24 protein-coding genes, 1 tRNA gene and 1 pseudogene are annotated in these 25,379 nt (G+C 65.1%); 22 read left to right on the plus strand and 4 right to left on the minus strand.

Annotated features, from left to right (window positions below; all coding sequences use genetic code 11):
- Nucleotides 1–295 precede the first annotated feature (295 nt).
- From ACJH6I_RS23000 to ACJH6I_RS23030, 7 genes are all read left to right on the plus strand, one after another.
- The gene (locus ACJH6I_RS23000; protein WP_318986700.1) at nucleotides 296–1,942 is read left to right on the plus strand and encodes an acyl-CoA synthetase; all 1,647 of its coding nucleotides are present in this window, start codon (nucleotides 296–298) and stop codon (nucleotides 1,940–1,942) included.
- A gap of 7 nt (nucleotides 1,943–1,949) precedes the next feature.
- Nucleotides 1,950–3,269 carry an acetyl-CoA hydrolase/transferase family protein gene (locus tag ACJH6I_RS23005; RefSeq protein ID WP_406784533.1) on the plus strand — a complete coding sequence of 440 codons (1,320 nt, stop codon included), beginning with the start codon at nucleotides 1,950–1,952 and terminating at the stop codon, nucleotides 3,267–3,269.
- Nucleotides 3,270–3,447: 178 nt separating this feature from the next.
- Nucleotides 3,448–4,464, plus strand: coding sequence for a diiron oxygenase (locus ACJH6I_RS23010; protein ID WP_406784534.1), 1,017 nt, complete (start codon nucleotides 3,448–3,450; stop codon nucleotides 4,462–4,464).
- A gap of 186 nt (nucleotides 4,465–4,650) precedes the next feature.
- Entirely contained in the window at nucleotides 4,651–5,034 is a 384-nt protein-coding gene (locus tag ACJH6I_RS23015) for a YciI family protein (protein ID WP_318986697.1), read from the plus strand.
- A 14-nt stretch (nucleotides 5,035–5,048) separates the two neighbouring features.
- Nucleotides 5,049–6,260 carry a sigma-70 family RNA polymerase sigma factor gene (locus ACJH6I_RS23020; RefSeq protein ID WP_318986696.1) on the plus strand — a complete coding sequence of 404 codons (1,212 nt, stop codon included), beginning with the start codon at nucleotides 5,049–5,051 and terminating at the stop codon, nucleotides 6,258–6,260.
- Nucleotides 6,261–6,307: 47 nt separating this feature from the next.
- The gene (locus tag ACJH6I_RS23025; protein ID WP_318986695.1) at nucleotides 6,308–7,219 is read left to right on the plus strand and encodes an EAL domain-containing protein; all 912 of its coding nucleotides are present in this window, start codon (nucleotides 6,308–6,310) and stop codon (nucleotides 7,217–7,219) included.
- A gap of 154 nt (nucleotides 7,220–7,373) precedes the next feature.
- On the plus strand, nucleotides 7,374–8,270 hold the full coding sequence (locus ACJH6I_RS23030; RefSeq protein WP_318986694.1) for an alpha/beta hydrolase: 897 nt from the start codon (nucleotides 7,374–7,376) through the stop codon (nucleotides 8,268–8,270).
- A 1-nt stretch (nucleotide 8,271) separates the two neighbouring features.
- Here ACJH6I_RS23030 and ACJH6I_RS23035 read toward each other — a convergent pair whose 3' ends face one another.
- From ACJH6I_RS23035 to ACJH6I_RS23045, 3 genes are read right to left on the minus strand one after another with little or no spacing between them, the layout of a single operon-like run.
- Nucleotides 8,272–9,405, minus strand: a complete 1,134-nt coding sequence (locus ACJH6I_RS23035; RefSeq protein ID WP_244872981.1) for an MAB_1171c family putative transporter — start codon at nucleotides 9,403–9,405, stop codon at nucleotides 8,272–8,274.
- Between the two features lie 8 nt (nucleotides 9,406–9,413).
- Nucleotides 9,414–9,932 carry a hypothetical protein gene (locus ACJH6I_RS23040; RefSeq protein ID WP_212812841.1) on the minus strand — a complete coding sequence of 173 codons (519 nt, stop codon included), beginning with the start codon at nucleotides 9,930–9,932 and terminating at the stop codon, nucleotides 9,414–9,416.
- 2 nt (nucleotides 9,933–9,934) lie between these two features.
- Nucleotides 9,935–10,411 (minus strand): XRE family transcriptional regulator, encoded by a 477-nt coding sequence (locus tag ACJH6I_RS23045; RefSeq protein WP_212812839.1) that lies wholly within the window; start codon nucleotides 10,409–10,411, stop codon nucleotides 9,935–9,937.
- 158 nt (nucleotides 10,412–10,569) lie between these two features.
- On the opposite strand from ACJH6I_RS23045, the gene ACJH6I_RS23050 reads away from it, so the two are divergent.
- The 14 genes from ACJH6I_RS23050 (at nucleotide 10,570) to ACJH6I_RS23115 (ending at nucleotide 24,825) form a co-directional block, all read left to right on the plus strand.
- A tRNA-Leu gene (locus ACJH6I_RS23050) sits at nucleotides 10,570–10,643 on the plus strand.
- 131 nt (nucleotides 10,644–10,774) lie between these two features.
- A complete protein-coding gene (locus ACJH6I_RS23055) occupies nucleotides 10,775–12,385 on the plus strand; it encodes a hypothetical protein (RefSeq protein WP_212812837.1) in 1,611 nt (536 codons plus the stop codon).
- 4 nt (nucleotides 12,386–12,389) lie between these two features.
- Complete coding sequence (locus ACJH6I_RS23060; RefSeq protein ID WP_212812835.1) at nucleotides 12,390–13,031, plus strand: hypothetical protein; 642 nt, start codon at nucleotides 12,390–12,392, stop codon at nucleotides 13,029–13,031.
- Between the two features lie 359 nt (nucleotides 13,032–13,390).
- Entirely contained in the window at nucleotides 13,391–13,699 is a 309-nt protein-coding gene (locus ACJH6I_RS23065) for a WXG100 family type VII secretion target (RefSeq protein WP_406784535.1), read from the plus strand.
- Between the two features lie 81 nt (nucleotides 13,700–13,780).
- The gene (locus tag ACJH6I_RS23070; protein ID WP_406784536.1) at nucleotides 13,781–14,896 is read left to right on the plus strand and encodes a hypothetical protein; all 1,116 of its coding nucleotides are present in this window, start codon (nucleotides 13,781–13,783) and stop codon (nucleotides 14,894–14,896) included.
- Nucleotide 14,897: 1 nt separating this feature from the next.
- On the plus strand, nucleotides 14,898–15,473 hold the full coding sequence (locus ACJH6I_RS23075) for a hypothetical protein (protein WP_406784537.1): 576 nt from the start codon (nucleotides 14,898–14,900) through the stop codon (nucleotides 15,471–15,473).
- A gap of 147 nt (nucleotides 15,474–15,620) precedes the next feature.
- Nucleotides 15,621–16,436 carry a mycofactocin-coupled SDR family oxidoreductase gene (locus tag ACJH6I_RS23080; protein WP_406784538.1) on the plus strand — a complete coding sequence of 272 codons (816 nt, stop codon included), beginning with the start codon at nucleotides 15,621–15,623 and terminating at the stop codon, nucleotides 16,434–16,436.
- A gap of 536 nt (nucleotides 16,437–16,972) precedes the next feature.
- Complete coding sequence (locus ACJH6I_RS23085; protein WP_406784539.1) at nucleotides 16,973–17,602, plus strand: cutinase family protein; 630 nt, start codon at nucleotides 16,973–16,975, stop codon at nucleotides 17,600–17,602.
- A 319-nt stretch (nucleotides 17,603–17,921) separates the two neighbouring features.
- Entirely contained in the window at nucleotides 17,922–19,358 is a 1,437-nt protein-coding gene (locus ACJH6I_RS23090) for a hypothetical protein (RefSeq protein ID WP_318986691.1), read from the plus strand.
- Between the two features lie 552 nt (nucleotides 19,359–19,910).
- Nucleotides 19,911–20,333, plus strand: a complete 423-nt coding sequence (locus ACJH6I_RS23095) for a hypothetical protein (protein ID WP_406784540.1) — start codon at nucleotides 19,911–19,913, stop codon at nucleotides 20,331–20,333.
- Nucleotides 20,334–20,660: 327 nt separating this feature from the next.
- On the plus strand, nucleotides 20,661–21,146 hold the full coding sequence (locus ACJH6I_RS23100; protein ID WP_318986689.1) for a MarR family transcriptional regulator: 486 nt from the start codon (nucleotides 20,661–20,663) through the stop codon (nucleotides 21,144–21,146).
- A 128-nt stretch (nucleotides 21,147–21,274) separates the two neighbouring features.
- On the plus strand, nucleotides 21,275–22,417 hold the full coding sequence (locus ACJH6I_RS23105) for a zinc-binding dehydrogenase (protein WP_406784541.1): 1,143 nt from the start codon (nucleotides 21,275–21,277) through the stop codon (nucleotides 22,415–22,417).
- A 68-nt stretch (nucleotides 22,418–22,485) separates the two neighbouring features.
- Nucleotides 22,486–23,325, plus strand: coding sequence for a glycosyltransferase family 2 protein (locus ACJH6I_RS23110; protein WP_406784542.1), 840 nt, complete (start codon nucleotides 22,486–22,488; stop codon nucleotides 23,323–23,325).
- Nucleotides 23,326–23,559: 234 nt separating this feature from the next.
- Nucleotides 23,560–24,825: an MCE family protein gene (locus ACJH6I_RS23115; protein ID WP_406784543.1), complete on the plus strand. Its 1,266-nt coding sequence runs from the start codon at nucleotides 23,560–23,562 to the stop codon at nucleotides 24,823–24,825.
- 116 nt (nucleotides 24,826–24,941) lie between these two features.
- Here ACJH6I_RS23115 and ACJH6I_RS23120 read toward each other — a convergent pair whose 3' ends face one another.
- Nucleotides 24,942–25,127, minus strand: a complete 186-nt coding sequence (locus ACJH6I_RS23120) for a hypothetical protein (protein WP_406784544.1) — start codon at nucleotides 25,125–25,127, stop codon at nucleotides 24,942–24,944.
- 31 nt (nucleotides 25,128–25,158) lie between these two features.
- On the opposite strand from ACJH6I_RS23120, the pseudogene ACJH6I_RS23125 reads away from it, so the two are divergent.
- Nucleotides 25,159–25,365 (plus strand): annotated as a pseudogene (locus ACJH6I_RS23125) (GAF domain-containing protein); the annotation flags it as partial.
- Nucleotides 25,366–25,379 lie beyond the last annotated feature (14 nt).

Genomic DNA, 25,379 nt, shown 5'->3' on the forward strand with positions numbered 1-25,379 from the left:
GACCTCGCCAGCATCGACCCGCCGGAGAGGGCTTCCGGCGATCTTGACGCCTTCTTTACGGCCTGCCCGGCTTCCTTTACGGAATTCCGCGTCGAGTGCCGGACCCAGGGCGCGCGCGGCGCGACAAATGCCTGGTCATGTGATGTTTTGCACACCATCGGCGGCCGGCGCCGGGGCATTTACGGGCGGCCCGGCCGGTGGGAGTCGTAAGCAGTTGATGTCGCGTGGGCGCTCAACCGGCTAACGTGCCATCCAGTGTGGGGCCGATCACCCCTCAAACCTCGGGAGGCATGTGGTGTTGGACGTCGTCGGTGGAGTGCAGCAGAAGCTGGGCCGCATAGCGGAATCCGCAACCGCGCTACGCAGGCTGTTCGAGACCGGCTTCCTGGACCTCGCCAACCCCGGGGTCATGATCGAGACCGCGAAGAACGCTCCGATTTTCGGCCCGCAGGCGACCATGGCGATCCAGGGCGCACGCAAGTACGCGGGCCTGCCGGCGCTGGTGGATGAACGGGGCACGTTGACCTACCGGCAGGTGAACGACCAGTCGTGGGCGCTGGCCCGCGGCCTGCAGGGCCTGGGCGTGACCGAAGGCTCCGTGGTCGGGCTGCTCTGCCGCGACCATCGTGGCCTGATCCTGGCCATGGTGGCGTGCGGAAAGCTCGGGGCCCGGCTGGTGCTGATGAACACCGGTTTCGCCAAACCGCAGTTCGCTCAGGTCTGTGAGCGCGAAGGCGTCAAGGTGGTGCTGCACGACAGCGAGTTCCTCGGTCTGCTCGACGCCCTGCCCGCGGACATGCCGCGCGTGCTGACCTGGGTGGACGAGGGCCATGAGGTTCCCGAGTCGGCACAGACCCTCGACGCGATCGTCGCGGCCAACTCCACCGAGCCGCTGCCCCCGCCGAGCAAGGCGGGTGGCTCGGTGATCCTCACCAGCGGCACGACGGGCCTGCCGAAGGGTGCGCCCCGAAGCTCGGTGTCGCCACTGGCCTCGGCGCAGATCATCGACCGAATTCCCTTCCCCCGCAAGGGAACCATGGTGATCGTCTCGCCGATCTTCCACAGCACCGGCTGGGCCACCTACACCGTCGGCGCCGCGCTGGGGAACAAGGTGGTGACCGCCCGGCGGTTCAACGCCGAGCGGACCCTCCAGCTCATCGCCGAGCATAAGGCCGACATGCTCGTCGCGGTGCCGACGATGCTGCACCGGATCGTCGAACTGGGGCCCGAGGTCATCGGCAAGTACGACACGTCGTCGCTGAAGACCATCCTGATCGCGGGGTCGGCGTTGAGTCCGGAACTGTCCAACCGGGTCCAGGACACCTTCGGCGATGTGCTCCACAACCTTTACGGCTCAACCGAATGCGCCATCGCCAGCGTCGCCACTCCCGCCGAACTGCGTCTCGCCCCGGGCACGGCCGGGCGCGCGCCGGTGACGTGCGAGGTGGTGCTGTACGACGAGAACGACCGGCGCATCACCGGGAGGAACAAGCGCGGCCGCATCTTCGTCCGTAACGGCGCGCCGTTCAGCGGTTACACCGACGGCCGGACCAAGCAGATCATCGACGGCTACATGTCCAGCGGCGACATGGGGCACTTCGACGAGAACGGGCTGTTGTTCGTCGACGGCCGTGACGACGACATGATCGTCTCCGGTGGCGAGAACGTGTTCCCGCAGGAGATCGAAGAACTGCTGGCCGAGCGGGACGACATCTATGACGCGGCGGTGGTCGGCGTCGATGACGTCGAATGGGGAAAGCGGTTGCGCGCCTTCATCGTTCCTAAACCGGGCGCGGCGCAGGACGCCGATGAGATCAAGGCGTTCGTCAAGAACAATCTGGCCCGGCACAAGGTGCCGCGCGACGTGGTGTTCGTAGACGAGCTGCCGCGCAACACCACCGGCAAGTTGCTGCGCCGGGTGCTGATCGAGATGGACGTCTAGGGCGGCAATGCCAACCGAACTCAGTGCCGAGCAGGCTGCTGCCCGGCTGGGGTCCGTCGATACCTTGGGCATCACTCTCGGCCCCGGCCAGCCGCCGGCAATGCTGCGGGCGCTCGGCGCACGCCAGGACTGGTCGAATCTGCGGGTGTTCGGGGCGCTGTTGGCCGTTGGTACCGAACTGTTTTCGCGGCCGGGTGTGCAGTATGTCTCTGGCTTCTACGGGCCGATCGAGCGGGCGCTGCGGGACATGGGCGCCGACATCGAGTTCGCCGCCGCGGACTTCCGCCGGTTCGCGCCGTTGCTGGAACGGCAGGCGCCGCGGGTGATGACGACCGTGGCCACGCCACCCGATGCCGACGGCTGGTGCTCGCTGTCGCTGCATGCCGGCGGCACGGTCGGCGAGTTGCGCCGGGCCGGGGCGGACCCGCAGCGGCTCCTCATCGTCGAGGTATCCGACTCCTACCCAAGGACTTTCGGATATGGCTCGCAGCGTCACGCCCTGCACGTCGACGAAATCGACATCCTCGTGCGCTCGACCGACGCGCCGCTGGCCCTGCCCGGTGGCGACGTGCCGCCGACCGAAATCGAGCGGTCGATCGCGCGGCACGCCGTCGGCTTCATCGGTTCGGGGGCGACGCTACAGACCGGAATCGGTGCTATTCCCAACCAGATTGCCACGCTGCTGGCCGAGGGCGACGGCTCCGGTTACGGCCTGCACACCGAGATGTTCACCGACGGCTGCATGCACCTGCACCGCGCGGGCAAGATCACCAACACCGGCAAGGGCCAGTACGACGGCGTCAGCGTCACGACGTTCGCGTTCGGGTCGCAGGAGCTGTATTCGTGGCTCGACGGCAACCGTGATGTCGCGTTCCTGCCTGTCGACATCGTCAACGCTCCGGAGGTGATCGCCGCGAACACGGACATGATCTCCATCAATGGCGCACTCGCAGTGGACATTCAAGGGCAGGTGATCGCCGACACAATCGACGGTGGACAGTTCAGCGGGATCGGCGGCGCGGAGGACTTCGTGGCCGGGGCGGGGCTGGAGTTGTCGGACCGTTCGCTGATCTGTCTGCCGGCGACGTTCGTGAAGGACGGCGAGTTGCGGTCGCGGATCGTGCCGTGGTTCGGGCCCGGCGCGGTGATCACGACGCCGCGGCAGCAGGTCGATGTCATCGTCACCGAATACGGGGCCGCGGAGCTGGAGGGTAGGACAGTGCGGGAACGCGGTGAGGCGCTGGCGGCGATCGCGCACCCGCAGTTCCGTGATGCCCTGCTGGCGGCGGCCCTGCGCGCCGCGAAGGGGCGTTCGCCGGTCGGCTAGTCCCGGCTCACGTTCGGCAGCATCTCGGGCTGGGAGACCACTAGCCGAACGTGAACTTGATGGTCACCATCCGGCGACTTCTTCACGCCCGGCGGCGAAGCGACCCTTGACAATCATATGGGACCGGGGGTCCCATATAACTGGGCGGGCAACGGTGCCCGCGTGGGAGGTTGATGTCATGGCAGCTACGAAGACGATCCGCCGGTGGCGCGCCGGTATGGACGTGCGCGACGACGTCGACTACTGCGCGAATCTGGAGACGCTTTCCGCGGGTTCGGTGCGCCGGAACTTCAACCCCTACCTGGACGTTTCGTGGGATTCGCCCGAGTTCCGGGTGACGGAGAACGACCCGCGCTGGGTGCTCGCCAAGAGCGACCCCATCGGTATGAGCGCCTGGTATCAGGCGCAACCGCTGGACAAGCAGATCGCGATCGGCATGTGGCGCCAGGCCAACGTCGCCAAGGCGGGCCAACAGTTCGAGAGCATGCTGATCCGCGGGTTGCTCGCCTACACCTTCTGGGTGCCCAACGGCAGCCCCGAATACCGGTATTGCCTGCACGAAGCGAACGAAGAGGGCAACCACACCCTGATGTTCCAGGAGATGGTCAATCACGTCGGCGTGGACGTCCCGGGCCTGCCGCGCTGGGTCAAATGGATCAACTGGCTCTTCCCGCTGTTCGCGAGCCCCATGCCGGCGTTCTTCTTCATGATGGTGCTCTGCGGCGAGGAGCCCATCGACCACATGCAGAAATCCATTCTGCGCGAGGGCAGTTCGATACACCCGATCATGGAGCGCGTCATGGCGATCCACGTCGCCGAGGAAGCGCGGCACATCTCGTTCGCCCACGAGTTCCTGCGCCGGCGAATCCCGGAGATGCGGCCGTTCAACCGCTTTGTGCTGTCGCTGTTCTATCCGCTGGGCTTCCGGGTCGCGGCCTCGCTCATCGCCAAGCCGCCCCGCGTCTTCTGGCGTGAATTCGACATTCCCAAGTCGGTGAAGAAAGAGATCTTCTGGCGGTCGCCGGAATCCAGGACGATGCTGCGCGAGTTCTACGGTGACGTGCGCATGCTCGCCGAAGACACCGGCCTGATGAACCCGGTTGCCAAGGTGTTGTGGCGGCTGTTCCGGATCGACGGTCCGGCCTCGCGTTACCGCAGCGAGCCGGTGCGCCAGGCCGTCATCCCCGTGGCCTGACCGAGGCCGTCACTGCTCGGCGCTGACACAACGTGCCGCTGACAGCGTCGCTGCGCCTATATATCCCCAGCGACGCTCTCAGGGGCACGTTGTGTCGCCAAAATCTTTTTCGTGCGCCGTGTCGAAATCCGCCCCCGCCGTTCGACGTGTGTGTGAAGGATTGACACAACGACGAAAGGTCAGGCAATGCGCTACATGGGTTTGGTCATCATGGATCCCAACCAGGGTCCGCCTCCGCAGGCCCTGATGGATGCGATGGAGGTCTACGTCGGTAAGAACGCCGCGGACGGCATCTACCTCGACGGCGGGGGGCTGGGGCAGGGCGAGAACCGTATCGGCTACCAGGTCCGTTCCGGCCAGATGAGCGCGACCGATGGACCTTTCACCGAGGGCAAAGAGATCATCGGCGGGTTCGCCATGCTGGAGTACCGCAACCACGCCGAGGCCGTCGAGGGGGCCCGTTCCTTCACTGAACTGCACCGGGAGCACTGGCCCGAGTGGGAAGGCCGCGTCGAGATGCATCTGATCGAAGGCGCCCCCGACCAGGAACCGGGTGCTTGTCCCCGGTAACCACAACCGAGGCAGTGACCGCCGCCTGGCGCGCCGAATCGGCGCGCCTCGTGGCGGCGCTGACCCGCATGACCCGCGATATCGAACTCGCGGAGGACGTCGCGCAGGACGCGCTGGTCGCGGCGCTGGAGGAATGGCCCGCGAGTGGAATTCCCGCCAACCCCGCCGCATGGCTGATGACGGCGGCGAAGCGCCGCGCGATCGATCACATCCGTCGCGCCGAGACGCTGCGCCGCAAGACCGAGGAGATCGGACACCGCCTGGAGGAGGTCGACATGCCCGATTTCGCAGGGCAGGTCGACTTCATCGAAGACGACGTGCTCCGGCTGATGTTCCTGACGTGTCACCCGGGCCTGGCCCCGGCGTCGCGTGCGGCGCTGACGCTGCGGCTGGTGTCGGGGCTGAGCACCGCTGAGATCGCCCGTGCCTTCCTGGTGCCCGAACCGACCATGGCACAACGGATCAGCCGCGCGAAGAAGACCCTCGTCGGCGCGGACATGGAGCTGCCGGTGGGGGCCGAGCGCGTCGCCCGCCTTGATGACGTGCTGGCCGCCATCTACCTCACCTTCAACGAGGGGTATGTGGCGACGACCGGCGCTGATTGGACGCGCCCGGACCTCTGTTTCGAAGCCATCCGGCTGGCGCGCATGGTGGCTGCCATGGTGCCGGATATCCCGGATTCGCTTGGGCTGCAAGCACTTCTTGAGCTTCAGGCGTCGCGAATTCCCGCTCGCGTGGACCGCGACGGTGCGCCGGTGCTGCTGGACGATCAGGACCGGGCTCGGTGGGATCACCTGCTGCGGCGCCGTGGTCTCCAGGTCCTGACCCGGGCCGAGCAGCTCGCCGAGACGGGTGCGCCCGTCGGGACCTACTTCTTGCAGGCGGCCATCGCCGCGTGTCATGCGCGGGCGATGCGGGCCGAGGACACCGATTGGCAGCGGATCGCGGACCTGTACGACGTGCTGGCGCTCGCCGCGCCGGGTCCCGTCGTCGAGGTGAACCGCGCGGTGGCGCACGGACGTGCGTATGGGGCCGAAGCGGGACTGGCGGTGCTCGACGCGCTCGGGCCGGATCCGCTGCCACGATCGCCGCTGCCGCACGCGGTGCGCGGAGATCTGTTGGAGCGCTTGGGTCGAACCGCCGAGGCGTCGGCGGCATTCACGCGTGCCGCCGAACTCAGCACCAACGAGGCCGAACGGTCGCTGCTGCTCCGTCGGGCCGAATGACGCGGACGTGCACGACGATCAGACGGAACAACTACACGTCAGGGCCGGTGAGGCGAGGCGGCGCGGTCCGCTTTACCCAGAGCGCAATGATTGACCCGCGCGAGACATTGGGTCAGGATTGCCTCAAGCGACACTGCCTGATGCGGTCGCGTGCTTCGATGCGGGGCGGGGGTGAGCGAGCCATCTCTGAACTCCTCATGGACCTTCGCCAGGCGATCGAGCGAGACGAACTCTCTCTGGTTTATCAACCCAAATTCGATGCGCACACGGCCGCTGTCGTTGGGGTCGAGGCATTGCTGCGGTGGCGTCATCTGGACCGCGGCTTATTGCGGCCCGCGGATTTCCTGCCGTTGGTGCGTGAGCACGGTCTGATGGAACAGGCCACGGGGCTGGTCGTCAACATGGCACTCGATGATGCGCTCCGGTGGTACGCCGCCGGGGCGGAAGTGCCTGTGGCCGTTAACCTTTTCGCGCCGTTGCTGAGCGATTTGAACCTGCCGGACCACCTGTGTCAGGCGCTGGACGACCGTGGGCTGCCGTCGTCGGCCCTTGCGGTCGAGATCACCGAAGACCTGTTCGTCGACAACATGGAAGACACCCGAACGGTGCTGACGGGCCTGCTCGATCGCGGCATCAGGATCGCCCTCGACGATTTCGGCACCGGTTACTCCGCCCTGACGTACCTGTCCGATCTGCCGGTCGACGAGATCAAGCTGGACCACGACTTCATCGCCCGAGTCACGGTCGACGATCGTGCCGCGCTGGTGGTGCGCACCATCATCGACCTCGCGCACAAGCTCGGTTTCGGGATCGTCGCCGAGGGCATCGAGAGCGCCGAATCTGCGGCTCAGTTGCGGGATTTCGGATGCGATGTGTTGCAGGGGTTCTACCTCAGCCCTCCCCTCCAGGCGTCCGAAGTGCTCGGTGTGGTCAGTGCCGGCGCCCGGGCCACGTTCTGAAACGGCATTTTTGCGGCTCTCGACTTGACGTAGGAGCGAATTCAACGGACAGTTGATTAGTTACTCAATCTGGTAACGGTCAGTTGAGTGATGCGCAGCGTCGCGCGCGGTTACGTCCGGCAGTGCTCACTGTGTTGGGAAGGCGCCCTCACTCATGTCCACGCTCACATCCACAGCCGTTCCCGTCGAAATGACGGCCACCGAAACAGGTTTCCTGCGGCGCAACGGTCCCGATGGCGCCCGAGTTGCATATCAGACCTGGGGCCGGCGACGTCCCGGTGCGGCATGCGGCGACGTGCTGCTCGTGCACGGATCGTTGCAGTCCTCGAAAGTGTGGTCCAAGCACGGCTACGTAGCGCAGTTGGCGCAGCGCTACCGGGTCATCACCATCGACGTGCGCGGCCACGGGCGCAGCGACAAGCCCGAACACCCCGCCGGGTACGACATTCAGGCGTCGGTGCGCGACGTGTGCGCACTGCTCGACCACCTCGGGATCACTCAGACGCATTACCTGGGGTACTCGCTGGGAGGTCGCATCGGTTTGACCCTGGCGGCGGTCGCGCCGGAACGGCTCGCGTCTCTGGTGGTCGCCGGCTCGTCGTCCCGGCCGCAATGCGGTGCGGTCAACGTGGTGATGTTCCCCGATGCCATTGCGGTGACGGAGAAGTGGGGCGTCGAGGGATTCGTGCGGGGCTGGCAGGAGCATCGCGGTACGACGATGGGCTCGGGATTTCGCGCCACGGTCGATGCCCTCGGCGCGCGGGGGCTCGTCGCCTTGATGCGGCAGTGGGATGCCGAACCCGGGGTTGCTGAGGACGTGCTGGCACAGGTCCAGACGCCGTCGCTGTTCTTCGCTGGTTCCCGAGACATGTTGCGATTGGCTGATTCCCGCCATGCCGCGGCACTGATGCCGCGCGCCTATTTCACGCTGCTCGAGGGCGCCGACCACGGGCAGACCATCGCGATGCGTGACCGCATTCTAGACCGGGCCGAGGCATTCTTCCGCTTGGCAGAATTCCCGGATATCGAGAAGCTCAGCGCCGTCGGTTGATTCACTGCCGCGAGATCGCCGGTGCCCGCAGCTCGCGCGAGACCTCGAGGAGCCAGCTGAGTTCGTTGGTCGGCTCGGTTCCCCACGGTTCACCGGCGATCTGGCCATGCGAATCGCCGACCGGAATCTGCCTGGTGCGCTGATGTTCAATGGCGGTGCGGATTTGTTGCGCCGCTGAGGTTTTTGCGGGGTCATTGCAGACATAAGGACGGATGGCGCTGAGTCCGTCGCGGATTTCGACGATGCGGCGGTACAGCCGATAGTCGTGATCGCCGATTGGGGCCCGAGGCGGCGCGAGAGCGATGTGTGAATTGCCTTCGTAGAGCGCGGTCCACAGCGGCTCCAGTTGCCGGTGCCACCGGTAGGTCTGTACGCGGCGGACTGCTGCGCGGGCCAGTTGGGAAAAGGACGGTCCCGCAAGACCTATGGCGATCAGCACCTGCCCCACCGCGGCGACGAATGGTGCCAGGTGCTGCCAGGACATACTGCGGTTGGTGAGCAGGCCGTAGATGGCCGAATCCGCACGCAGCAGGCAGAAGACGAGACACAGCGCGGCTCCGGCGGCGGTGAGCAGCAGACTGCGCCGCAGCCAGGCCACCTCGTGGTAGCGGGCGTACTGCAGGCACCGCACGATAATGATCACTGCGCCAAGGGCATACGTGCCCAGGTACAGCAGCATGTAGGTGACCCAGACGGGTTCGCCTCCGTGCGCGGCGTAGAAATCTACGGGGAGTTCGGCCTCCGGTGCGGCGATCCAGCAGATGATCAACGCGACCGCCGCCAGGCAGGCCAGGACGATCCACAGGCGCAATCGGCGATAGGCGCGGCGGCCGGACTCGCCCCAGAACGTGATGACCGCGAGGACACACGCAGTCCACGCCATGCCCCCGGTCAGGCTCAGGATGAGTCGGCAGATGTTGTGCACCCCGATCGCCCGGTCCAGCCATGCCGACACGCTCGGAATGGAAAGTGTGACCGCAATTCCTTTGAACAGGAACGACATCAGCAGCGCTATGGACGCGGGCGGCCGCACGGGGGACCGGCTGATGGCCAGGGCCACCACGACGACGGCGCCCCACATGAACGCTGCGGAGACTGCATAACTGAAGGCCGTGTTCTCGAGCATTTGGGCCACCGAAGACATCACGGCCTCGCTGAATTGCCCTCGAGTCTCAGCGACGCGAGAACGCGTCCCAAGTTGGCGTTCGATAGCGAGACGGTTTGCGGTGCACCGCGTCTGACCCGTTGCCCCATGATGGAGGCGAGTGTTTCGGCCTCGATCTCCTGGCGGTCCAGGTAGTTCTCGCGGCGCAGCACTTCGGCCGGGCCGGTTGGGCCGGCGGCGGAGTGGCCGCACAGCACGTGGCTGAGCTCGTGCAGGATGATGTGCTCGCGGTGCATCGTGGTGGTCTCGCTGTCGAAGACCACGTAGTCGGTGGGGCCGGTGCGCACCAACATGCCGTGCACACCGCTGCCCGACAAGCGATACGGCAGCAGCTGGATGTCACGTCCGCTGATCGTGCTGGCGATCACGCGGATGTCGTCGACCGTGGTGAGCTTGTCCAGCCCCAAAGCCACCAGCTTGCGTGTGCAGTCACGGTGGATCGCCTTGAGCTCGCGCGTCGATCGCGGAACTGTTGCTGCGCCGCACGACGCGTCCATGACTACCGTTCGGCTTTCGTGGGGGCTATGGTCGGCAGGCCCTGCAGCGCGCGCACGTGATCCAGCACGGCGGCAACGGTTTCCAGGCTCTCCTTGTTGAGGCCGATGGCGCGCAACGCAATCAGTTCGACATCGTCGCGCACGGATTCATCGAGTGCGCCGAGCCGCTCGTCGAGTGAATGCGACCGCACCGGGTCGGTGATGGTCGACAACGGCACCTGAAAGAAGTCGGCCAACGCACCGAGCAGGTCGATGCCGGGGCGCGCCCGCTTGCCGGTGCGCAGCGCGGAGAGATAAGCGCCGCCGACCTTGATTTCGGGATGGGCCTTCTTGAGGGCGGTCGCGACTTCTTCGTTGGTCCACATCCGGCCGTCGGGACGCCGATGGGCGTCGAAGAGCGCGTTGATGCGCTCAGCGAGGCTGTCGCCCGCGTCGTGTGCATCGGGCTGCCGGTTCGGTGTGGTCGGCGAAGTCGCCATCTCCCCAGTGAAGCATCGATATCAGCAGGCCTCAACTCGTAGACGAGTGTTCTCGTGCAATTCAACTTGTGGTTGATCTCGCGATCTCGGCCGGACCGCTGCGTACGGTCGGACTGGCGGGCGCTACCGTCATGGCGGCGCCGGTTGACTCGGTGCCCGCCCCCATAGCCCAATTGGCAGAGGCAGCGGACTTAAAATCCGCCAAGTGTCGGTTCGAGTCCGACTGGGGGCACCCACACATTGCCTGCCCTGGTTGCATCACTCCACCTCCCTGAGCGACCTACCTCAGAAACGAGTAGCGCGGTACTCGTGATGGCCGCGCGCTGTCGCGTGATGCTTCCTCGTGAGAGGAGGTGGGCCGCCATGGGTGCGCTACTTCCGCGCCGCCACGCGAGTGTGCCGGCCCTCGGCTGCGCGATCGCGTTGGCGATCCTGTTCGGGGGCGTCGGCGTGGTGTTCGCCGACACGGGGTCGACACCGACACCGGCCGCGCCCACAACGACCGCTTCGCCCCCGCTGAAGGCGTTACCTCCGGTGATCGCGGCACCCGCGCCGGCCGCCGACTCAGCCACCCTCACGCTTGCGCCATCGCACGGCGGCTCGGGAACTCAGGTCACGGCCACCATCACAGGCTTCGGTTACTGCCTGGACTCCCCACACCTGCTCTGGGACGGCGGGCCGCTGTCCGCCGGCAGCGATCTGACGTTCACGGTGCCGGACAGTCCGGCCGGTGCGCACCGGGTGACCGCAGTGTGCAGACTCCTGGATGGGGCCCGCACGGTCGCCCCGGCGTCGTTCACGATCGATGTGACCGAGAAGCCCACCCTCACACTGGAACCCGGCAAAGGGCCCGCCGGCTCGCAGGTGACGGCTACTCCCAAAGGCTTCGGGATGTGTGTCGACGCTCCGCGTCTCCAGTGGGACGGCCAGCCTTTGACTGCCAAGGCCGTAGACCCCGCCGTCGGCAGTCTGGCGTTCACGGTTCCGGATGGCCCGGCAACCGGACACACCGTCACAGCGGTATGCGGGTCCCTGCGCAAATTGCCAGTGTCGGCATCTGCGCCCTTCACAGTGGTCGAAACCCCGAAGCCCACTTTGACTTTGAGCACCCCGAAGGGAACGGCAGGATCACAAGTGACGGCGACGGGTACGGGTTTCGCCTGCCCGGACAGCGGCGACGTGCAGTTGTTCTGGGACGGGGACAAGTCACCGTCGACCAAAGCCACGCCTTTCACTTTCCGTGTCCCGTTCACCGTTCCCGCGTCAGCGTCCGTTGGCGAGTACACGGTGCTGGCCGCCTGCGCCGACGATCCCGACGTCGCGGCCAGTCAGCAGTTCACCGTCGTCAGCCCGGTGACGAACCAGGGAGCCGCGGCGGCGTCGATCTCGCTCGACCCCACGCAAGGGCATGGGGGAGATGCGGTGCTCATCGTCGGCTCGCAGTTCCTCTGTGCCGACCACGAGCGGACGGTGACGCTGTCGTGGGATGGCGCCCCGCCCCGATTTGAGGTGGCTCTCGACGGGAACGGCCACTTCGCGACATGGTTTGCCGTCCCATCCGATGCCGCAGTGGGCAGTCACACAGTGCGTGCCTCGTGCGCGGATGGATCGGCCTGGGACACTGGGGATTTCGCCATTGTGGCCGTAGGTCTTCCGGTGCCACCGCCAGCCACGCCCCCGACGGTGCCACCGCCTCCGATTATCCCGTCGCAGACGCATGAGTGGTGGCCGCTCGTCCTGGTCGCCGCGGTCCTTGCGGTGTTGCTGCTGGCCGCGGCCGTCCACTTCGGCCGGCGCGCACTTCGGCCCCCGCGGGTCCAGGTGGTCACGCGACCCGGTGGTCCTGCCACTGTCACATTGCGTGCGACGCCGGCGGCCGGCGAGACGACGCTCGCCATCCGCGTGGCGGTGCATTCCAAGCCTGATGTCGTGACCTTGAGAGGGGTGGATGATGATCGCATCCGCGTTGACTGAGACGGTGACCGTTCGAGACCTCCTGTACTGCGATGCGGTGGTCGAACCGACTCGGGCGCTGACCGAATCGCTGCACCAGAGCGGCACGATCAACAACCTCGTTGCGCGGTTCCCCGGGGTGACGCCGCTCGTCGAGGGCGAGGTGGCCAGACAGACTGATGAACAACTCTCGCTGAGCCTGCTCGATCTGGCCGTCGACGGATGGAAGAAGTTCGACGAGCTCGTGGCGGCTGCCCGCCGGACGCACGAAAATGCGGCGGCCCGGGAGACCGTGAAGTTGGTGACGCACAAGATCGAATGCAGCCACCCGTGGACCGTCCAGGTTTTCGTCAATGGCAAGCCGGCCGGCACCGTCGAGGTGGAGTTGACCGTCTGCTTCGACATGGACCTGGTGGTTCTGGTCGTTCAGCAAGGTCGGATCGCGGCCGTCGAATCCGGGCGTTGCACCATCACCGCGGCGTTGGAGATCGCACGGATCGAAGTCATCAAACGCCAGGCCCGGTTCGACTTGCGCCTGCGAATCTCCTTCGGCCATGGCCTGATTCTGGCCGGACCCGGCGCACACGGCGTGCCGGCTCAGCCCGCTGGCCTCGTCAATGCGCAACCACCGACGGCGAACGGGTACCGCTATCCCGTACACCGCTAGCTTTTCGCCCTGGAGTCGGCCGATTGGATGCACCAACTCTTGGCCACGGTTCGATGTGCTGCAGGTAGATGTTGTGCTTGGGCGGTCGAGAGTATTGGCAGTTAGCGGATATGAGGTGGACTTCGATAGGCCGGCAACTCTCGGCACAAAGTTGTCGCGAATCGGTATTCGGCTCAGCCTTGCTGAGTCTTGTGAGTAGCGTGATCGCGTAAACGGCCCGCGCAGCCCTCGGTGTCTCGACCAGGCGGGCCGCGCCAGGTTTTGATGCCGGAACGCGATCTGAATGCCAGGTAGCATTTCTTCAGCCGGTGATTCAGCGTCGGCACAACTTGTCCGGGGGGACTGTGTCTGATTTGCGTGTGGACCCTGTTGATTTGGCGTTGTCCGCCGATCATATGGATATGCACGGCCGTGATCTGCAGGTAGCGCACGCCGCGGCGAACGCCGCGATCGACAGCGCCGGGGCCGGATGGGTCGGAACATCGGCCTTGGTGCTGCAAGCCCGGCTCGCCGAAATGCAGGCCGTCACCGACGATCTATGCCGGCACATTGAGACGATGGGCGAGCACTTCCGCATCGCCTCGCAGCGTTACAGTCAATCGGACGCGAGCTCCGCCGATGCTCTGGCCCGTGAGATGGGACCGGCGATTCGGCCGGCGCCCCGCTGACATCACGAGTCGAGCATGACTGTCTCCCTCTCCGACGTCGACAAGTGGAGCCCGTGGGCGATCCACGAGGTCGCCGACGCCATGGCTGGCCGCGGATCGTCGGCCGAGCAGGTCATGGCTGGATTGGCGATCCTGCCGATCGTCGCCAGTTGGACCGGGCAGGCCAGCGATTCTGCACGTGTATCGCTCGACCGCTTGAGTTCGCAGCTGGGCAGCCATTCCGAACTGATGCAGGCGGCCGCTGCAGCGTGCGGGAAGCTCGCCGACGATGTGGAGGGCCTCAAAGCCACAGTTGCAGCGATCGACCGCGACGCGCGCGCCGAGGGATTCACCATCAATCGCGCCACAGGAGAAGTTGCCCCCACCGACCCTGATCGGCTGGCATCTTCGATGGCCTACCAGCAGCAGATGGCCGACCTACAGCGACGCGTCGCCGGAGCGCTCGCAGAGGCGAATACAATCGACGACGACCTTACTCGGGCACTCAGTCTCGAACTGCCCCAAGGCACTCCAAGTCCTGCTGCACCCGGTCCCGATCCCGCGTTGCCTCCGCCACGAACCCCGGTCGCCAATGATGACCCCTGGCAGCATGGAGGGGATCGCCGGTGGACATCGGTGGCAACCGAAGGCCTCAAACAAAAAGCAGTCGCCGCAGCCGAACTGGAGATGCTCCGCAACAACCAGACCAATGCTGCCGCATTTCTGGACCATTACCTGGACAACACCGGGACGCCGAAGGCGCTACCTGCGGATGTCGTCGACCGGTGGCTCAGCGACAGCGCCAACGGCTACAACGACCTCGCGGCGACGCCTGCAGCGCAGGTCAACACGAATCTGCAGTCGATCACCCGCGATGCACTTGCTCAAGCACGGAGCACAGGAAAGCCGGTCACCTTGTCCGGAACTACTCCCTGGGCCGTAGTGGCCGGCAGCGACGGCGACGAGGTTCGTACGCTTGGTCACTACTCGGTCTCCACCGCGTACACGATCACGATGAACCCCGACGGCACCTACACCGCCAACTACCGCAACGACGTCATGGACTGGTACAACTTCGCGACAACATCCCCGATGCCGTCGGACCTCAGCCACAACATCTCCAACATGGCGCACGACTTGCAAGCTGTCGGGATCGCCCAAGATTTTCTCGTCACCGGATCCGGCAGTGTGCAGCGCGTCCAGGGAAGGATGCCATGACATGAGCACCACCACCGATATCACCCACCGGATCGCAGCCACAGCCATGACCGCTTTCGTGGTGCTGGCAACCGCCGCATGCGCAACCGATCAACTCGATAAAACCAAGGACATCCCGAAAGACCAGGCTGCTCAACAGCTCAACGCCACTTTCGTCCACGCTCGCGTCCCGGCGAGTTTCGCACCGCTGGCCGCTACCGTCAGCACGACCACGTGGGGCTCGGAGGCCCGAACCGTCAAAGCCGCTTTCATTGCCCCGCGACCCGACTTCGATCAGTTCATGAAAACCATCAGAATCCAGGGCGATCCGACGTGGATGAAGGACAGCTCGGGTACCTGCCCACCTGACAGCAGCCCACATCCGGCGCAGGTGGCATACGCCCCACCCGCCCCGGTGCTGAAGGATTGGTATGACCGCGGAATCTTCCAGCGCTGCACGCCGATTGAATCTTGGACTATCTCGTCGACTGAATTCAGTGACACCGCTCGATCCGCGGGACACATCTTCGCGCAGCCGGCCGGCAACGCCGCCGACTCCGGCGAATTGACTGTCCTCATCGGCACCACGATCGCCTAGGCTGGCTGCAGCCGTTTCTGAGCGACTGCGAGTTTGGCGATCTGCATATCCCGGGCCCATGCACCGGTACCTCTAGCAAATCTCCACCACCGCGCGTTTACTGATCCCACGGCGTTTCGGTGGCATCAGCAAGACCCGGAGGTTGCCATGGGCCTTCTCGACGGCAAGGTCGCATTCGTGACCGGGACTGCGCGCGGCATGGGGCGAAATCACGCAGTGCGACTCGCTCGCGAGGGAGCATCGGTGATCGGGATCGACGTCGCGGCCGACGTCACGCCGCACAGCGGGTGTCCGGGGCCTCGTGAGGCGGACCTGCACGAGACGGTGCGCCTCGTCGAGGCCGCGGGCGGCAAGTGCCTCATGGCGGTCGCCGACGTCCGGGACTCTCCGGCCATGGACGCGGTGCTCAAGGACGGTGTCGACAGGTTCGGCGGACGCCTCGATGTCGTCGTCGCCAACGCGGGCATCAGCACCTGGGCGCGCTTCTGGGAGATGCCGGACGACCAGTGGCAGACGATGATCGACGTCAACCTCACCGGCGTCTGGCGCACGATGAAAGCTGCTGTCCCGCATATGATCGCGGCGGGCAATGGGGGCTCGGTCATCAACATCAGCTCGGTGGCCGGGATCAAGTCATTGCCGGGCCAGGCTCACTACAGCGCCGCCAAGCACGGCGTGGTCGGGCTGACGAAGTCGGCGGCGATCGAGCTCGCGGAGTTCAAGATCCGGGTCAACTCCATCCACCCTTGGGGCGTCGACACCGTGCTGGCCGCGGATCCCACGGTCGGCACGTTGCTCACGGATCACCCGAGCTATCTGATGTCCTTCGGCTGCATGCTCAGCGACCCGTTCCCTGCGAGCGTCGACGACATCTCCGATGCGGTCATCTACCTGGCGTCGGATTTGTCACGAGCGGTCACGGCAACGCAGTTGACCGTCGATATGGGTGCCACGAAGGTCTGATCACCCCTCATCGGTGCGGCGCGCTGGTACTCGATCTATCTCGCACTAAAGATCGCTCTTCGGGCTATATCGCGGTGCGGTTTGACGGACAATCGTAGAGAGCGTCAACAGTTCGAATTCTCAGCCGACGAAGGCCCAGGCCGTGCGCCGGTGCGGTGAGCACGGGAGAGAAGGCGCCATCATGATGTACGCGGAGTACGAAGTGGCGGCAGTGTTGGTGCTACTCGTTGGCGCCGCGTGCGAGGTGACTGCGACCCACCTGCGCCGCGCCCACCCCGCTCGGTTGCCGGATCGAAAAGCGGCGCCGCCGTTATCGAAAGCTCATGGAACCCGTTCGGTACCAACGGTTTACCGGACCGGCGATTCGCCCCTGTCAAACGGACTGCGACTGGCCATGGAGCGTTCGCATGCCCGGCGGATGGAACGGCGCCGCGTAAAGATGGAATTCGAAGCCTGGCTGGAGATCACCTCGCGGCCACTCTGATGACGGACCAAACCCATTGCGAAGCCGCGCCACCGTCCTACGATCGGTCGGTATGACCCGCAAGCTCGCGTTGCTCTCCGCCGTCGCCGCCTTGGCCCCCGTCATCCCGGCCTACGCACCAGCGGCAACAGCCGCACCGTGCCCCGACGTCCAGGTCGTGTTCGCCCGCGGCACCACCGAGCCGCCGGGCCTGGGCAGTGTCGGTCGTCCCTTCGTCGAGGACCTGCGTGCGCGGGTGGCGCCGCGCACCGTTGAAGCGACGCCGGTCGACTACCCGGCGAGCAACGACTTCGCCGTTAGCACCCCCGCCGGCATCGACGCCGCGCGGTCGGTCATCGAGTCCACCGCGGCCAACTGCCCGAAGACCAAGATGGTGCTCGGCGGCTATTCGCAGGGGGCGGCGGTCATCGAAGGCGCCACCAACTCGACGTCGCCGCAGACTGCCAGTCGGGTCGCCGCCACCGCACTGTTCGGTGCGCCGCGGACCGGTTTCGCGGGCATGCTCGCCGGCGGTCCGCTGCCGGAGCTGGCGCCGCAGTACGTCGCCAATTCCATTGACCAGTGCGCCGAAGGCGACCCGATCTGCTGGGTGGGCGGCGGCTTCGACGTCGGCGCCCACGGTTCTTATGTGCAGTCCGGAAAGGTCACGCAGGCAGCTGATTTCGCGGCCGGCCGACTCTAGATCAGAGATATCCCAGTGCCACGAGCGGCTGGTGGGCTTGCTTTCGAGGCCGGTTCGGCATGCCTGCATCCTCGTTTCCGAGGTCTGGCGTCTCGCGGATTTCCAGGATGGGTGATATTCGTTAGTGCAATATCTTTGCGGCAATAGCTTTATGTAGTTGATTACTTTCTGAGATTAACTTTCTGTCGTCAAATTTCAATATCGAATAATGAATATTTCCGGCGCAATTCGCCCCACGCGTCGATCAGTGTGAAGTAATTTGCGGGTGCAGGTTACCGATTACTGAGGGGGAGTTATGCAAACGTGTGTCCGGACCGGTATGACCAGCGGCGTGGCGCTGATCGGAGCGAGTGCCATTGCGCTGTCACCGATAGTGGTGGCACCGCAGCAGGTGCACCTGCCGGCGGTCCCGGTGTCGAGCCTCGCGACGACGTTGACCGCGTCGGTCAATCCCATCAGCGAATGGGGGAAGGTCCTCGCGACATCGTTCAACAACATTTCGGCCCTCGGCCAGCAGGTGTGGGCCGACCCCGCTCCCATTCTGAAGCAGATCATCGCCAACCAGATTGGCTACGCGAACATCACCGCTGCAGCGCTGGGCGCCGCCGGCAACAGCTTCGTCACGGCTGTGCAAGCGCTTCCAGACTCCTTCCGCCAGGCAGCTCAACAACTGGCCGCCGGCCATATCAGCAACGGCCTGGACCTCGCATTTCAAGGCATGCTCAACTTGGTGGTAAACCCCGGCTTCGCACTGTTGGCAAGTGGGGTATTGGACATCCCTGGCAAGGTGATGCAGAACATCACCAACGTCGTCAAGCTAGGTCCCGCTGTTCTTGTCAGCGTGGGCTTTTCTCTGCTTGGCACGGTTAGCGCCGTCGAGAAGGCGTTTGGGGATGCCGCGCAAGCCGTGTACGACGGGGTGCGCGCCGGCAACTTGGGAGCGGCTGTCAACGCGATCGTGAACGCCCCCGCCGTGCTCACCAACGCCTTCCTCAACGGGAACGCACCGTTGATGCTCCCGGGGATTCTGAGCCCGACCGGCATCGGAGTCCCGGGTCTTGTCGCCACAGTCATCGGCCTTCGCGACGTCATCGCGCAAGCACTGGGCGCACCGGTGCCCGTCGCGGCGAAGGTGGCCGATGTCGGACCGGCCGCAGTTCCGTCGGCCGTCGTGTCGGCTGCGACGGTCACGTTGGGCGCCGAGAAGGTGACGCCTGATGCCGCGAAGGTTACGGCGACGAAGACCACCGCGACGCAGGTCTCCCCGGCGGAACCTGCGGCGACGGCGCCAGCCGCCGCGAAACCAGACGCAGGGGAACCCGCCTCGAATTCGTCCGAAACACCTTCCACCGCAACCGAAACGAAGCCTGATCCGGGTACGGCCACGGGCAGTACCACCACACCGAGCGGTGGCACCGACACGACCAGCGGCACCAAAACCGGTACACCTGGCACGGCCGGTGAGCCCGCAAAGCCCAGCGGGTCGACCGGGAGCGAGACGGGCTCAGGCGGCACCACCACGTCAAACGGTGGCACGACCAGCGGCACGAAGGCCGGTACACCTGGCAAGAGCGGAGACGGCCTGACGAAGGCGATCAACTCCGCCGGGGAGAACCTGAAGTCGTCGTTGAATAAGTTCGGCGCCGGCCTCAAGAACGGTTTCGGCAAGCCCGCCAAGCCCAGCAAGAGTGGTAGCGGCAGTAGCAGCGCGGGCGCGAGCGGTGCAGATGCAAACAGCGCAGGCGGCAGCAAGTAACCGCATCAATCGATCAATCGGCCCCTCCCTTAACGACCAGGGAGGGGCCGATTGCTGCCGTTAGGCAGGGCCACTGCGTCAGGCCAAGGTGCGGTTTTCGGCTGTCGCATCGCCGTTGCCTATGCATGTCCGAGCCATTTCTGCAGGCAATATCTATGCAGAAAAGACTATCCAACGTTCAACTCTCAATACCGAAAAACTAATAACAAATAATGAATTCGACACGGCAATCGAAACGTATTCAATATGTGCACGGAATTTGACTGGGGGCGAGTTATGTTTTCTTCGCTCTAAAGCGGCGCGGCATTCTCGCCACGTCGTTACCTTCACCTCTTGGAGATAACAATGCGATCGAATACGTCCACGTTGCGTCGTGCCGGCGCCATTACTCCGATGGCGCTCGTTGCTGCACTTTGTCTGGCCGGGACGGCACACGCAGCCGTCTCGGTGAATTGGAGTTGTCAGGCAACAGTCGGGGCGGGCACTCAGACGTCGAGCATGACAACGTCGGTTACCACCACCGCGCCGGGCTCGGTAACTGCGGGTTCACCCGTGGCCATTACCATTGCGCCCGGTTCATCGACGGTTCCGCTTAACCCGGTCCCCGGCTTTACGGTCGTGAGCATCAGCGCAATGAAGATGATTATCCCGGTCCCAACGAACTCGACGTATGTCTCTTCCAGCGCGTCCGGTGGATCCGTCCCGGGCACGACAGCCCTCGTGGGCAGTAATGTCGAACTCACTGTTCCCGGTCCAATTCCCGGTGGCTCGACGTATACCCCGCCTGCGGTCACCATCAATGTGACGGCCAACGCTCCTGGCTCGATTACCACCAAATATGCCGGCACCGGCTATTCCAACCCCGGCATGACCTTCACCACTACCTTGAAACCATTGATTGGTTCCAACTTCAATACCGCAACCGCGTGCTACCCGAATCCCTCTCCGACGCTCACCACCACGACCGTCACGTAACCCTGACGGCGCGCAAGGAGTAGCCGGCTGTACATGGGCGGCGCTGGTGGGATAAGGGACAGATTCAGCGCAACGCCTGGGGAAGTGCAGCGGTGGAATGGCCCTCGACTGGGCTGGATGGACAGCCCAGTCGGGGGTCATCGCGATTCTCCAGTCGTGCCAGGCTGAGAAGTTAGGTTCCGCGACCGGGTAGGTATCGCGGTCACGGCGGTGACACAGATGGCCCGCAAAGTTCTAGCCGAAGCGTCAATAATTCCATCCGGAACCACTCGGCCGTCGCTATGATCAGGCCCAGTCAAAGGAAACCTTGGGGGAGGTCTTCGTCCGATGGCAACTGAACTGGCACGGATCGCACCAGTGCTGAAGAGAACGATGGATTCTCTACACGGAACCGTCGACGACTTGGCGCGTGAGTTGGTGCGGGTGCTCGGCGTCAATCACACGGATCGACGTGCCCTGGAACTCATTCTGTTTGAGGGCGAGACGGTTACGACGCCCGGACTCCTGGCCGAGCGGCTCGGTCTCACCGCCGCGGGAACCACGATTGTGCTCAACCGTCTGGAGAAGCTGGGCTACATCAGACGATCGCTACATCCGACCGACCACCGCCGAGTAACCGTGGTGGCCACGGATCTCGCTGCCGGCCGTCTCACGGAACTCGTCTCCCCGCTGCTGGATCAGGGCGGCAAGATGTTGTCGCGCCATTACAGCGCGGCGGAGATCGACCTGATTGTCGGGTTCCTCACCCGCACGGACGAGATACAGCAAGCGCATCTCAAGCGGATGCGTGAATTGGAACCGTACCCACACTAGAAGTCGTCGTCGATCGACAGGACCGCGGTTGGTGCGGGCCGGAAAAGGCACGCAGGCAGCCGATTTCGCGGCCGCCAATTGCCCGGGCGTACTCTTCAGTCGACGGTTCGACGAGTGGAGGCACACCGATGAGCGAAGTACCCGAAACCGCGTTGGAATTGCGGTCCCTGGTAACTCCGGACGGCACGCTCGAACTCTCGCTGCAGGACGTCGACATCCCCGCCCCGGCCGCGGACGAAGTCGTCGTCCGCGTCGAGGCGTCGCCGGTGAACCCGTCGGACCTGGGCCTGCTGATCCCCGGCGCCGACATGTCCGCCGCGACAATCAGGGGCACCCCGGAGCGTCCCGTCGTCACCGCGCCCTTGCCGGACGGAGCGCTGGCACACCTGGCCGTCCGCGTCGGGCAATCGCTTCCCGTCGGCAACGAAGGTTCCGGCACCGTCGTGGCGGCAGGGGAGTCGGCCGCGGCGCAGGCGCTTTTGGGCAAGGTGGTGGGTATCGCCGGCGGCGCCATGTATTCGCAGTACCGTGTCGTGAAAGCTGCGGCCTGTCTGGTGCTACCCGACGGCGCGACGGCGAAGGACGGGGCATCGTCGTTCGTCAACCCGCTGACGGCGCTGGGCATGGTGGAAACCATGCGCCGCGAAGGACATTCGGCTTTGGTGCACACGGCGGCGGCGTCGAACCTGGGGCAGATGCTGGTCAAGATCTGCCTCGCCGACGGAGTGCCGCTGGTCAACATCGTGCGCAAGTCGGAGCAGGAACAGATCCTGCGGGACCTGGGCGCCGAATACGTATGTAACTCGGCCGCACCGACATTCGAGCACGATCTGCTCGAGGCGCTCAAGGCCACCTCCGCGACGCTCGCCTTCGACGCCACCGGTGGTGGCACGCTCGCCAGCCAGGTTCTCAATGGCATGGAGCAGGCGGCCAATGCGACCGCGACGCAGTACTCGCGCTACGGCTCGTCGGTTCACAAGCAGGTGTATATCTACGGCAGCCTCGACACCGGCCCGACGATCCTCAACCGAAGCTTCGGTATGGCGTGGGGCATCGGCGGCTGGCTGCTCACGCCGTTCCTCGCCAGTGCGGGGGCCGAGGTCATCGGCAGGCTGCGGGCGCGCGTGGCCGCAGAGCTCACCACTACTTTCGCGAGCAATTACACGCAGGAAGTCTCACTTGCCGGTCTACTCAAACCCGAGGCGTTCAACAGCTATCTCAAGAAGGCAACGGGCGAGAAGTTCCTCGTGGCGCCGCAATCGGTCTCATAGCTGGCAAATCCCTGTCAGGCGCGCCGCAAGACGCGCGTACCAAATGAATCTCAGCTACGTTTCGGCGCATGATCTCCGTCGTCATCCCGTGCCGGGACGGTGCCGGCGTGCTCGCCAAACAACTGGATGCCGTACTGGCGCAGGAGACCAGTACCGAGTTTGAGATCGTCGTCGCCGACAACGGGTCGACGGACGGCACCGCCGACCTGGTGCGCTCCTACTCGGATCCGCGTGTGCGCGTCGTGGATGCCAGTCGGGCACCCGGCGCCAATGTCGCTCGCAACGTTGGGATTATCGCGTCCAAGGGTGAGTACGTACTGCTCACCGATGCCGACGACGTCGTCCACGCGGGATGGATCGAGGCGTATCACCGGGCCTTCATGGGAGGAGCGCAGGCCGTCGGCGGTGGACTCGATCGAATCCTCGCAGACGGCACCGTGCTGGCTCGGGAACGTCGGCTGTATCCGGCGCTGGGCCGCAAAGATGTGTTCGCGAACGGCACGAACTGCGGGTTCACGCGCGAGTTGTTCTACCGGGTGCACGGCTTCGACGAATGGTTCAAAGGTGGCGCTGACGAAGTCGACTTCTTCTGGCGGGCAGCCGAAGCCGGGTTCATGTTGGAGTTGGTGCCGGACGCTGTGGTGAGCAAGGTGCAGCGCACCGATCTGAAGGCGGCCTTCGTTCAGTATCGGAATTTCGGCCGCGGTGAAGCACGCGTCCTCGACAAGTTCCGTCCGTGGTGGCTGGGGCCCGCCGTAGTGGGGGCTGCGTTTCAGTCGCTCGTATGGGGTGCGGCGTGGTTGTCCGGTGTCGGCCGCCGAAAGACGACGTGCGCGCTGGCGTGGAACGTCGGCGCGCTGCAGGAAGCAGTACAGCTGCTGCGCGTACGCGCTACCGGCCGAGCGTAGGTCAGGGCCGGCTCCACGCGCAGCCCATTTGCTGACGGCCGTCATCACATCGGCAACAGCCGCCTTGTGATGGCGAGAAAGTGGCCGGTGAGTGGCCGGCCCGTCAATTTACGGTTTGCTAGAGGTTTGTCATTTGCGTGCCGCCGGGGTGGGGGCAGTCGTACCCTGCATTTCAGTCTCGATCAAGGCCGGACAACGGCGCCCGGCCACACCTCGATCTGACGCTGGAGTGCCATGACGAAACCACGGCCGCCACTGCAGCCGTTGCCACCCGTCGCTGCGGGCCAAGTCCATGCTCCGCTCAACCGAGATCGCACGCCGCCCTACAAGATCGTCGGCCTGATCGCGGCACTGGTCGTCGCCGCCGGAATGACGCTCACCTGGCTCCAGTTCCGCGGCGCCTTCGACACCAAGGCTCAGCTGTACGTGCTGGCCAGCCGGGCCGGGCTGTCGATGGACAACGGCTCGAAGGTCACCTACAACGGCGTACCGATCGGGCGGCTCACGGGTAGCGAAGTGGTGGCCGCACCCGGTGAGAAGGCGCAAGCCAAACTGATCCTCAACGTCGATCCGCGCTACCTCAGTGTGCTGCCGCGCAATGTGGATGTGAAGCTGCTTGCCACAACGGTATTCGGCAACAAGTACATCTCCATGACGTCGCCGCCGGACCCGACGCCGCAGCGGCTCAAGGCCGGCGACACCGTGAACGCTGTCAGTGTCACCACGGAATTCAACACGCTGTTCGAAACGATCACCGCGATTTCCGAGCAGGTCGATCCGATAAAGCTGAACGCGACGCTGTCCGCTGCGGCCCAGGCCCTCGACGGCTTGGGCGACAAGTTCGGTCGGTCGCTGGTCGACGGCAACGTCATCCTGGCCGATCTCAACCAGCGGATGCCGTCCATCCGGCATGACAACCGCGCGCTGGCCGATCTGGCCGAGGTCTACGCCAACGCGTCCCCGGATCTGTGGGACGGCCTCAAGAACGCGGTGACCACCGAGCGCGCACTGAATGATCAGCGCGGCAACATCGACCAGGCGTTGATGGCATCGGTCGGGTTCGGCAATACCGGCGGTGACATCTTCGAGCGCGGCGGGCCGTACCTGGTGCGGGGCGCACAAGATCTGATTCCGACGGCCCAGGTGCTGGACCGGTACAGCCCCGAGATCGATTGCGGGATAAGGGCTCTCCCGCGCGCAGTAGAGGCCACCTCCTTCGCTGTCGGCGGCAATGGATATTCGCTGATATCGCACACGGCGCTCGTCGGCTCGGCGAACCAGTACGTCTACCCGGACAATCTGCCCCGGATCAACGCCCGCGGCGGTCCCATGGGCCGGCCCGGTTGCTGGACCGTCACCCGGGACATCTGGCCCATGCCGTACATGGTGATGGACACCGGCGCGTCGATCGCGCCGTACAACCATTTCGGGCTCGGATCGCCGTTCGCATCCGAGTACGTCTGGGGCCGTCAGGACGGCGAGAACACCATCAATCCGTGACCGCCGATGGGTACCGCTGCGGCGTACTCTTGTTCCAAGAGGTGTGCGGCGTGACAGGAACGACATCCGGTTCCAGCAGTGGGCGCGGCCAGCGGCTCGTTGATGCCGCCGGTGGTTCAGGCATATGTGCCGGCACCCACGCGGCGATATTGCAGCGGATGGTGGACCATGCCGTCCGCGAGATACCCGGCGCGAAGTACGCGGGTGTGACGACCGCGGGCTTTCCCGCCCAGTTGGATACGGTCGTGATGACGCATCCGTACGCCGCATTGGTAGATGCCATCCAGCAGTTCCAGCGTCAAGGCCCATTCCTGAGCGGCGTGGAAGCGCGATGTCCTACGGGTGAACGATCTCGAGTCCGATGACCGCTGGCCGGCCTATCGACGGGATGTGCTCAGGTCGACGCCCATTCGTGCGGTGCTGTCGTTCCGCTTGTTCACCACGGCCCGGTCGGTCGGCGCCCTGATGATCTACGCGAACGAACCCCACGCGTTCGACAGGCACGCCGAGGAGATCGGCTACGTGGTGGCGACTCATACCGCGCTGGCGGTCGG

It is taken from the genome of Mycobacterium sp. SMC-13 (assembly GCF_045311035.1).
Lineage (GTDB): Bacteria > Actinomycetota > Actinomycetes > Mycobacteriales > Mycobacteriaceae > Mycobacterium.

Excerpts from the sequence above, each read along its gene's own strand:
- ACJH6I_RS23005 (WP_406784533.1), top strand. The coding sequence starts at position 1,950 with ATGCCAACCGAACTCAGTGCCGAGCAGGCTGCTGCCCGGCTGGGGTCC.
- ACJH6I_RS23010 (WP_406784534.1), top strand. The coding sequence starts at position 3,448 with ATGGCAGCTACGAAGACGATCCGCCGGTGGCGCGCCGGTATGGACGTG.
- ACJH6I_RS23015 (WP_318986697.1), top strand. The coding sequence starts at position 4,651 with ATGCGCTACATGGGTTTGGTCATCATGGATCCCAACCAGGGTCCGCCT.
- ACJH6I_RS23030 (WP_318986694.1), top strand. The coding sequence starts at position 7,374 with ATGTCCACGCTCACATCCACAGCCGTTCCCGTCGAAATGACGGCCACC.
- ACJH6I_RS23040 (WP_212812841.1), bottom strand. The coding sequence starts at position 9,932 with ATGGACGCGTCGTGCGGCGCAGCAACAGTTCCGCGATCGACGCGCGAG.
- ACJH6I_RS23045 (WP_212812839.1), bottom strand. The coding sequence starts at position 10,411 with ATGGCGACTTCGCCGACCACACCGAACCGGCAGCCCGATGCACACGAC.
- ACJH6I_RS23055 (WP_212812837.1), top strand. The coding sequence starts at position 10,775 with ATGGGTGCGCTACTTCCGCGCCGCCACGCGAGTGTGCCGGCCCTCGGC.
- ACJH6I_RS23070 (WP_406784536.1), top strand. The coding sequence starts at position 13,781 with ATGGCTGGCCGCGGATCGTCGGCCGAGCAGGTCATGGCTGGATTGGCG.
- ACJH6I_RS23075 (WP_406784537.1), top strand. The coding sequence starts at position 14,898 with ATGAGCACCACCACCGATATCACCCACCGGATCGCAGCCACAGCCATG.
- ACJH6I_RS23080 (WP_406784538.1), top strand. The coding sequence starts at position 15,621 with ATGGGCCTTCTCGACGGCAAGGTCGCATTCGTGACCGGGACTGCGCGC.
- ACJH6I_RS23085 (WP_406784539.1), top strand. The coding sequence starts at position 16,973 with ATGACCCGCAAGCTCGCGTTGCTCTCCGCCGTCGCCGCCTTGGCCCCC.
- ACJH6I_RS23090 (WP_318986691.1), top strand. The coding sequence starts at position 17,922 with ATGACCAGCGGCGTGGCGCTGATCGGAGCGAGTGCCATTGCGCTGTCA.
- ACJH6I_RS23100 (WP_318986689.1), top strand. The coding sequence starts at position 20,661 with ATGGCAACTGAACTGGCACGGATCGCACCAGTGCTGAAGAGAACGATG.
- ACJH6I_RS23105 (WP_406784541.1), top strand. The coding sequence starts at position 21,275 with ATGAGCGAAGTACCCGAAACCGCGTTGGAATTGCGGTCCCTGGTAACT.
- ACJH6I_RS23110 (WP_406784542.1), top strand. The coding sequence starts at position 22,486 with ATGATCTCCGTCGTCATCCCGTGCCGGGACGGTGCCGGCGTGCTCGCC.
- ACJH6I_RS23115 (WP_406784543.1), top strand. The coding sequence starts at position 23,560 with ATGACGAAACCACGGCCGCCACTGCAGCCGTTGCCACCCGTCGCTGCG.